Here is a 9,539-nt window from a genome sequence, read left to right as displayed (position 1 = left end):
GCCCCCGCCCTATGCCCTACGCCCTTACCCTGACTCACCTCTACCCCGAGCACCTCAACCTCTACGGCGACACCGGTAACCTGATTGTGCTACGCCGCCGCTGCCAGTGGATGGGAATCGATTGCACCGTCAGATCTTTGGCCATGGGGGAGGTGGCCCAGGGTGGTCATACCGATCTCTACTTTATGGGGGGTGGCCAAGATGCTGACCAGGTGGCGGTAGTGGATGATTTTCATCAGCTCAAGTACGACGCGATTCGGGCCGATACTGAGGCGGGGGTGGTTTTTCTGGGGGTGTGCGGCGGCTACCAGCTGATGGGTCATACCTTTCTCATGGGTAATGGGGAAGAAACCCGGGGGCTGGGCATTATCGACGTCAATACTCGCGCTCCGGGCACCGACGTCAAACAGCGGTGCATCGGCAATCTCATTGTTGAGCTAAATGCCAGTGCCTATGCCGAAATGCAGAGCATGTACGCGACTCCCCGCGACCTGCCCCGTACCCTGGTGGGTTTTGAGAACCACTCGGGACAGACGTTTCTGGGGGCAGATGTTGACCCCCTCGCCAAAACTATTGTCGGGTTTGGCAACAACGCCAGCGCTGAATACGAGGGAGCACGCTACAAAAATGTCTTTGGTAGCTACATGCATGGCTCGCTGCTGCCCAAGAATCCTCACTTTGCCGACTATTTGATTTGGCTGGCACTTTGCCGCCGGTATCCAGAGACGATCGTGACCCTGCCTGCCCTGGCCGATGCCGAAGAATTAGCCGCCCACGCCTATGTGGTTCAACGCTACGGCACCTAGGGAAGGTTAGTCTTAGCTGAATATTGGCTTGGCATAGTCCGTTCTTTTAGCTGGTGTCATCCCCAACGATGAAGGTACGACCTACGGTATTAGTGGGTCAGCCGTGGCCCAAGAGCCCCTGGTTGGCCGTCAACCTATCGGCGGCGCTGCCCGGGGCAGGGCAGATATACGACGGTGCGATCGCGCGCGGGATAGTCATTGCGATCGCCTTTTGGGGGCTGATCGCCTTCATGCTGTGGTCTATTTTTGCGCCGACGGGTAACACCCTGAGGGGACTATTGGGCCTAGGGCCTTTGATCGGTCTCTATCTCTTTACTCTGTGGGATAGCCACCACGTTGCCAAGCGGGGCATCACCCTGCGGGAGTTTAGCCCGCTGCGCTATCAATCCCAAGATCCCTGGTATCCAGTATTTCTCTCCCAGGTGCTACCGGGACTGGGGCACTTGTTTCTGCAGCAGGCGGCTGTCGGGGGGCTGCTGCTGTTGTTGGGCATTGCGATCGCCTACGGGGCCAACTTTAATCCTAGGCTGCTGCCGCTGCCGCCAGCGATTTGGGCTGTGGGCTGTGGGTTGGCCTACCGAGCAGCCCCCACTCGGCGACGCCAGTGGGGATTGCTGGCGGGGCTGTTAGTGGCGATTGTAGTCACCCGCTGCGCCATCAGCGCTATCCCCTTTGTGGTGCCGCGCCAGGTTGTGCAGTGCATTGTGCCCAGCGAGTCGATGCTGCCGACGCTGGCTGTGGGCGATCGCATCTTTGTGCGCCCACAGCCCCCTGATTTTGTGCCTGCGGTCGGCGACATTATTGTCTTCTCTAATCCCGAACGCACCCCAATTGAGCAAGCGGGGAGTCTCGACCAGCTGATGGTCAAGCGGGTGATTGCCCTACCTGGCCAGCAGGTCGCCGTGCGCCAGGGGCGCGTGTGGATTGATGGCACCCCCCTGGCTGATCCTCACCTTAAGGAGCCGATCCTCTACCAGTGGGGCCCAGAGACGGTGCCTGCCGATCATCTCTTTGTGCTGGGCGACAACCGCAACCGGAGTCGTGACTCCCACATTTGGGGCTTTTTGCCCCGTCCCCACGTAGTCGGCAATGCCTACAAAATCTACTGGCCGCCCCAGCGCGTACAGCCTCTGACTGAGCCATCGACCTCGATCAAAAATAAAAATTTAAGATCATCCCAGTTCCAAAATCTGGGCTAAGCTAAATGGCGATGTTTGCTGCTCCCACATCCCCCTGTCTCTATGACTTGGAAATTTTGTAATGCACTTCAGTGGGCCTCTGTCGGCCCAGTTAAACCAGGTTTAGCCAAAGCGTCTATCCGGGGCTTTGCCCAGGCTTTTGGCGTTCGACTGCGCCCCATATCGTTGGTGGGGTTAGCCCTAATCACCACGCTGGCAGTAGCCATGCCGCGATCGATGCCCGAGGCATTGGCCCAAGACCTCACCGCTGCCCTGTGGACCCGCGCCTCCTTCCCGGTCGAAAATTTTCAAACCTATACCTCTCCCTTTGGCTACCGTAGCGACCCCTATGGCGGTGGCTCTCGGTTTCATTACGGCCTCGATCTGGCGGCCCCCAACGGCAGCTACATTCGCAGCTGGTGGAGCGGTGAGGTGCTTTGGGTTGAGGGCAGTGGTGCCTGCGGTACTTCCATTGCCATTAAATCGGGCGACTGGACTCACATCTACTGCCATATGCAGGGCCATGTGGAGGGCAGCGGTCAGAATAAGACCCTGATCGATCGCGATGGCGGCATTCAGCTGCGGGCCGGGCAGCCAGTTCCTGCCGGGGCTCGCATTGGCCGAGTGGGGATGACCGGGCGCACCACCGGGCCGCACCTGCACTGGGGTCTCAAGTATCGCGACAACTGGGTCGATCCGGCCCTGGTGTTGCGGGCGATGTACGTCGGTCAACAGGCGGCACTCTAGGGCGGCGGTGCTCGGCTCCCATCGACGATTCAAACGGTGGCTGATCTGGCTGGGGCTATGCCTGATTGTATGGTTAGTGGTGGCTCAGCCCGCCAACGCAGTCGAGGGTCATCCGACCCTGACGGTCGATCTGTTGCGTCAGCGGCTGGGGGCCCCGGTGCAGCGAGAGGGGCAAGCCACGATTGACCTGCGCAGCTACACCATTGACTTACAGCCCGATAGCCCGCTGACCGACGGGTTTTATCGCCTTCTGGCTAGTGCCCTGCAGAAACCAGCCACGGCACCGGCTCTGGATCTCAGCTATGCCATAGTGCAGGGCGATTTAGACCTACAGCGGCTGGGTCAGCGAGAGCCCCTTTACGGTGATAATCTGTCCCCCCTGTTAAGTGAGTTGGGGCAGACTCAGCTCAAGCGCGATCGCCAGCGGCTATTGCAGCTCAGTCGGTTGTCCCAGTCGTTGCTGATTCGAGGACAGGGTAGCAGCCAGCAAATTTACTTATTTAAAGCTCCCTTGGTGGCGGTGCAGACTCGATTCACAGGCCAAGTGCGCGGGGTTGATACCTTTTTTCTGGGCCGCATGCTGGCTCCAGGAGCCGTGTTTGAGCAGGGGCTTGCGGTGGCGGGGGCGCGGTTTAACCGGCGCGTTAATTTTTCTGGGGCCGATTTCCGCCAGAGCCTACAGGCCAAGGGTAGCCTGTTTTTTCAGTCCGTTCGGTTTGACCAGAGCCAGTTTCGCAACGGGGCCAACTTTCAGGGGGCCGAGTTTAAGGCTGACGTCAACTTTAGCCAGTCAGTGCTGGCGGGCGACCTCAACTTTAGCCGGGCCCAGTGGCAGGGGGTTGCCGACTTTGCCCGTACCCTGTGGCAAGGTACGGCCTTTTTTGTGCGGGCCTACTTTGCCAAGGCTTTGTTTTTTACCGAAGCTCGCTTTGATGCGCCGCTGGTGCTGCGTCAAGCCCGCCTGGGCGAACCGGTCAATCTGCGCAACGCCACGGTCGGCAGCGAGATTGATTTAGGCGATGCTTTCTTTTTGCCCTCGGCCTACCTAAACGTGGCGGGCATGGAGTTTAGCCTTGAGCAGACCCAGATTTTGGGTACCCCCGGCAAAATTGGCCGCGTCTTTTCGGTACCGCAGCTGGCGGGCAACGAGACCCTGCTGCGCAACCTAGAGCGCAACTTTCGTCGCCTGGAACAAGTTAGTGACGCCAACCACATTGCCTATACCGCTGAGCGCCTGCGGCTTAAAGCCTGGGAGCAGCAATTGCTGGGCACCAATATCAATACGGCGGTGCTACCTGCCCTCATGCGGACCGGCTTTACCGAAGCCCAGGCCAAAGCCGTGGTGCAGCGGCGGCAAGAACAACCCTTTATTGGTACCGAGGAAGTACTGAGCGTAGATGGGGTCGATTTGGCGGCCTATCTGAAAGTGCGCGATCGCATCTTTGCCCGCGACGCCTTTCCGCTGACTCAGCGGTTGGCCCTGGCCCTACGCTGGCTGTGGCTGGGCGGGTTGGTGGTGCTGAGCCGCTACGGCACCAGCTTTGGTCTAGCCTCTGGCCTGGGGCTGGTGGCGATTCCCATCTTTGCGCTGATGTTTTGGCTGGTCGATCGCTATCGCCACCGCCGGGGGCCCACCCCTATCTTGCCGCCATTGGCCGAGGGGTTGTGGCTGGCTGGAGGCTGTAGCCTGCTGCTAGGGCTGGGGCTCAATGCTCTACTGCGCACCGCTGACTATCCGCTGCTGACGCTGGGGTTTCTGTTTATGCTGCTGGTGCCGATACCGGCGGTGCTAATTGGCCTGATCATGCATCAGGGGCGATACCACGATCTGATGGCCGAGAGCTATTTCGTCGAAGATGGCAGCATGCGTCAGCTCCGGCTGCTGATCGCGCGGTTACCGGTGATTCCCAAGTTTCCGTTTTTTCGCGATCGCTACACCTACCTGCTGCTTGACCGCCGCTGGAACTGGCTCAACTATCTCGACTTCAGCCTCAACAACTGGCTCAAGTTTGGCTTTAATGACATTCGGTTACGAGACGAACATGTGCCAGGGCTAGTCACCGCGCTGGTGTGGTATCAATGGGGCCTGGGCTTGCTCTATACAGCGCTGCTTCTGTGGACGCTTTCGCGTACTATCCCGGGTTTAAATCTGCTGATTTACTTCTAGCATCGCTGTCGGTTGTGTTCCCTTTGACGGTTCTTGCCCACCCTGTGACCCAGCCCTCTCCCTCAGACCTCAACCAGCAGGAAAAATCTGACCTGCGCCGTCGCCTAATCAGCGCCCGCCAGAGCATTCCCGCCCAGGTGTGGCGACAAAAGAGCGATCGCATCTGCGAGCACTTGCTCAACTGGAGCTACTTTCGCCAGTGCCGGGTGATTTTGGCCTACACCAGCTTTCGCCAGGAGCCCGACCTCAGCCCCCTGAGCCAGCACCACCGGCACTGGGGCTTGCCCCGCTGCGGCGACAAAAAACAGCTGCACTGGCACTACTGGTCGGCTGAGAGCAAATGGCCGCTGCGCAAGGGGGCCTACGGCATTATTGAACCCCACCCGCGATCGCCCCAAATAGACCTCTCCCTAGTTGACCTGATGCTGGTACCCGCCGTCGCCTGCGATGTGCGTGGCTATCGTCTTGGCTATGGCGGCGGCTACTACGATCGCCTGCTCAGCAAAGCGCCGTGGAATGCGATTCCCACCGTGGGCATAGTGTTTGAGTACGCCCGCCTGCCCAATTTACCCAAGGACGTGTGGGATCGGCCCCTGGCCGGGGTCTGTTCCGAGAGCGGTCTGTTTTTAGGCGAAAAGTAAAGTGGCGACGACCCCATCCCCCTTCATTCCCTCCATCCCATGCCCTACGGCCCCAGCCCCACCACCCGTTACCCCATCCCCGGCGTGACCCGCACGGTGTTTCTCAACACCCTCGTCACTAACCCCAAAATCATCGTCGGCGACTACACCTACTACGATGATTTTGAAAATCCTGAAAACTTCGAGCGCAATGTGCTCTATCACTTCGACTTCATTGGCGATCGGCTGATCATCGGCAAGTTTTGCGCCATCGCCTCAGACGTCAAGTTCATCATGAACGGTGGCAATCATCGCACCGACTGGTTCACCAATTATCCTTTCCCGGTGTTTGGTCAGGGCTGGGAATCGGTTATGCCCGAACAGTGGCCCAACAAAGGCGATACCGTCATTGGCCATGATGTGTGGATTGGCTACGGTGCCACCCTGATGCCTGGCGTGCAGGTCGGCGATGGTGCCATGATCGCGGCCCAATCGGTCGTGACCAAGGCTGTGCCTGCCTATGCCGTGGTAGGCGGCAACCCAGCCCAGATTATTCGCTATCGGTTTGACGAAGCTACGATCGAAGCTCTGCTCACCTTGCAGTGGTGGCATTGGGATATCGAAAAAATTACCCGCTACCTGCCCGCGATCTGTGGAGTTGATCTCCAGGCGCTACAAAATGCCATTGATTAAGTGTCTGCGTTTGTCAGCATCAGAATGTTATCTTGATTCACCAAGGCTTCATTGGGGTCTTAATCGACCTAATACAGGCATTAAAAGTCTGTTTTAGCGTTCTCAACCGAAAAATTTGCGTTATTCTTTGGGAAAATCTCTTCTGATGGCTGAGAGCATGAAGCGGCGCGGCATAGTCTATAGTTTCGTTGTGGCTTTTGGGGCGGCTTTGCTGTTGGCCTTGTCCCTGGGTCTACGCACCCCCGCCCAGGCGAGTGGCCCGCCGCTGGGAGTGGTTACCCGAGAGTACGAGGTACTCACCATCCCCGAGGCAACAGCCTACGCGATTTACACCAACAATACGGTTATTCCTCACCAGGTGTGGTACCGCATCTCTGGCGGGGATGCCCTGTATCGTCAGCGACTGCGAGTCTACAAAGAAAATGCTGGCCCTCGTCCTATCACCCAACTGCCGCCTGAATCTGAGCTATGGCAGGAACTCACCACTAACGCGCCGGGGCGCTGGATGCCGTTGCCCCTTGAGGCCGGCATCTTTACCTATTACTTCGATGGTGACAACCGACCCACGACTAACAGCCCCTGGCGTGACGCCTTTGGGGTCAGGGTAAAGCGCACTCGGTTTGCTAACGGAAACGTCTATCAAATTGCCTTCGAAGACCAAGAAACCCGCGACGACAACAACGATCTGCGGTTAGAAGTGGCCCTGATTCAGCCGGCCTAATGGTGGATGGGCCTGATTCTGTCAAGAAAAAAAGACGCATTTAGGCAGAAAACACGATCGAAACGGCTCAAAAAGGTCAATTTGAGCAACAATAGAACAAAAGTATGGGTGAGGAAAGGCCATGAATCGCTTTGTTATTGGTGGCATTCTGGCGGCTATTGTAGTGTTGCTAACGGGGAGTCTGAGTCGGTTGTTGGGCGATCGCAGCCCAGAGCCAGGGCTAGTTGGGTCGCAGCCCAACACCACAGAAACCGGCGATCTGGGCAGTTTGCCCGTCGAGCAGGCTGGTCAACTGGTGCGTCGCCAGAGCGATCTGGGTGCCGGTGGCATTCCGACCAGTCCTGATACGGTCTTTAATGATCAACCTGGTGCCACCATGCCAAGCGGGCGCAGTACTCTCTCCCCTGACACTACGGGCACGTTTACCCCGGCTCCTGGCAACGTCATTCCCCGGCCGGGGGATACCGCCACCTATCCAGCTAATGTCGGTGACATTGCCCCTGTTCAACCTGGCCTGGTGCAGCCTGGGGTAAGACCGGAAAATCCCACAGACCCCGATATAGACTCGATTCCAGCTCTCTGGTAACAGTCGGGCGGCCGTAGCCTCAGGTGCCCTAGAATGACACAGAGCACTTGAGTTAACTGGCATGGCAAATCAGGGAAGTGACGTCCTGGTATTGGGCGGTGGCGTGATTGGCCTGGCGATCGCCCTAGAACTGCGGCATCAGGGGGCAACGGTTACGGTCCTCAGCCGCGACTTTCAGCAGGCGGCGAGTCATGCCGCCGCGGGCATGTTGGCTCCCCAGGCCGAGGGCCTATCCCCCAGTCCTATGCTGGATCTGTGCCAGGCCAGTTTGGCGCTGTATCCCACCTGGGTCAGCAAGCTCGAGGCACTTACCGGGCAGTCGGTGGGCTATTGGCCCTGCGGCATTCTGGCCCCCCGGCAGGCGGCGCCCCCAGCGCCAGGAGAGGCCTGGTTGACGGCTAGGGCGTTGAACTACTACCAGCCTGGCTTGGGTGACTGGGTGCAGGGGGCTCACTGGTACCCCGACGAGGGGCAGGTCGATAACCGTCTCTTGGCAAACACCCTGCGGGCGGCTGTAACCGATCTGGGCGTCATGCTCCACGAGGGCGTTGGGGCTACGGCCCTGGGCCAGCACCAAGGTTGGGTAGAGCAGGTTCGCACCGCCCAGGCGGGCGACTTTAGCGCCGACCATATTGTGTTGGCGACGGGCGCTTGGGCCCATGAGCTGCTGCCCCTGCCGGTTTTTCCCAAAAAAGGGGAGATGGCTAGCCTACGCGTGCCCCTGGGCTACGGTACTCACCAACCCTTGCGCCGGGTGCTATTTGGCGAATCAATTTATATCGTGCCCCGCCAAGATGGCCGCATTGTGCTGGGGGCGACCAGTCAGGCGGTGGGCTTTACCCCCCACAATACCGCTGGCGGCCTCTCTCGGCTCTTGCACCATGCGATCGCACTCTTGCCCCAGCTCAGTGACTTCGTACTCGACGAAACCTGGTGGGGCTTTCGCCCCGCCACCCCTGACGAATGGCCCATTCTGGGCCCCGGCCCGGCCCGCAATCTCACCCTGGCTACGGGCCATTATCGCAACGGCATCCTGCTGGCGCCCATTACCGCTCAGCTGGTAGCCCAGGCCGTGTTAGGCCAAATCGATGCCCGTCTTCAACCCTTTTCCTGGCAGCGATTTCACGCCGCTGCTGCTCCCAGTCCCGCTGTTCCTTCTATCCCTCAGGCCATGACCCTAATCGATACTGTCCCCGCCGTTCCCCCAGCGCCTGCAACGACTGCGCTCGATGCGCCCCTGGTCATTGCCGGACGACCCTTTGCTTCCCGCCTGATGACCGGCAGCGGCAAATTTGACGACTTTGAGACCATGCGCCAGAGCCTCGCCGCTAGCGGCAGCCAAATCGTCACCGTGGCCGTGCGGCGAGTGCAAACCAACGCCCCTGGCCACCAGGGCTTAGCCGAAGCGCTCGATTGGTCAAAGCTATGGATGTTGCCCAACACCGCAGGCTGCAAAACCGCCGACGAGGCTCTTCGCGTGGCCCGTCTAGGGCGTGAAATGGCTAAACTTTTGGGCCAAGAAGACAACAACTTTGTCAAGCTAGAGGTCATCCCCGACGCCAAGTACCTGCTGCCCGACCCCATCGGTACCCTAGAAGCGGCGGAGCAGTTGGTCAAAGAAGGCTTTGCGGTACTGCCCTATATCAATGCCGACCCGCTGTTGGCTAAACGCCTGGAGGAAGTTGGCTGCGCTACCGTGATGCCCCTGGGGTCGCCCATCGGCTCGGGCCAGGGTATTCGCAACGCCGCCAATATCCAAATCATTATTGAAAATGCCACGGTGCCGGTGGTGGTAGACGCCGGCATTGGCACCCCCAGCGAGGCCGCCGCGGCCATGGAGATGGGGGCCGACGCGCTGCTGATCAACACGGCGATCGCCAAAGCCGCTGACCCCATTGCCATGGGTCGTGCTATGGGGCTGGCTACCCTCGCTGGTCGCCTTGCCTACAGAGCCGGGCGCATTCCAGTACAGGGAGTCGCCAGCGCTAGCTCACCGCTATCGGGGCGAATCACAGAGTAGT

Annotated in this window: 9 protein-coding genes; all 9 read left to right on the top strand. The window is 59.3% G+C overall.

Features of this window, described 5'->3' with window-relative positions:
- Positions 1–806, top strand: an 806-nt coding sequence (locus tag IQ254_RS10395) for a type 1 glutamine amidotransferase (RefSeq protein ID WP_228040470.1), incomplete at its 5' end; no start/stop codon positions are given.
- Between the two features lie 68 nt (positions 807–874).
- A complete protein-coding gene (gene lepB / locus IQ254_RS10390; protein ID WP_193966108.1) occupies positions 875–2,005 on the top strand; it encodes a signal peptidase I in 1,131 nt (376 codons plus the stop codon).
- A 204-nt stretch (positions 2,006–2,209) separates the two neighbouring features.
- Positions 2,210–2,731, top strand: coding sequence for a M23 family metallopeptidase (locus IQ254_RS10385; RefSeq protein WP_193966111.1), 522 nt, complete (start codon positions 2,210–2,212; stop codon positions 2,729–2,731).
- Positions 2,732–2,738: 7 nt separating this feature from the next.
- Positions 2,739–4,898 (top strand): pentapeptide repeat-containing protein, encoded by a 2,160-nt coding sequence (locus IQ254_RS10380; RefSeq protein WP_313887415.1) that lies wholly within the window; start codon positions 2,739–2,741, stop codon positions 4,896–4,898.
- A gap of 44 nt (positions 4,899–4,942) precedes the next feature.
- Positions 4,943–5,539 (top strand): 5-formyltetrahydrofolate cyclo-ligase, encoded by a 597-nt coding sequence (locus tag IQ254_RS10375; protein WP_313887414.1) that lies wholly within the window; start codon positions 4,943–4,945, stop codon positions 5,537–5,539.
- Positions 5,540–5,578: 39 nt separating this feature from the next.
- Positions 5,579–6,211, top strand: a complete 633-nt coding sequence (locus IQ254_RS10370; RefSeq protein WP_193966106.1) for a CatB-related O-acetyltransferase — start codon at positions 5,579–5,581, stop codon at positions 6,209–6,211.
- A 127-nt stretch (positions 6,212–6,338) separates the two neighbouring features.
- Positions 6,339–6,932, top strand: coding sequence for a hypothetical protein (locus tag IQ254_RS10365; protein WP_193966105.1), 594 nt, complete (start codon positions 6,339–6,341; stop codon positions 6,930–6,932).
- A 121-nt stretch (positions 6,933–7,053) separates the two neighbouring features.
- Entirely contained in the window at positions 7,054–7,518 is a 465-nt protein-coding gene (locus tag IQ254_RS10360; RefSeq protein WP_193966104.1) for a hypothetical protein, read from the top strand.
- A gap of 61 nt (positions 7,519–7,579) precedes the next feature.
- Entirely contained in the window at positions 7,580–9,538 is a 1,959-nt protein-coding gene (gene thiO, locus IQ254_RS32435) for a glycine oxidase ThiO (protein ID WP_193966103.1), read from the top strand.
- Position 9,539: the final 1 nt, after the last annotated feature.

Source organism: Nodosilinea sp. LEGE 07088 (genome assembly GCF_015207395.1).
Classification (GTDB): Bacteria; Cyanobacteriota; Cyanobacteriia; order Phormidesmidales; family Phormidesmidaceae; genus Nodosilinea.
Note: the sequence above shows the minus strand (reverse complement) of the source record. Positions and strands in the feature narration are given on the sequence as shown.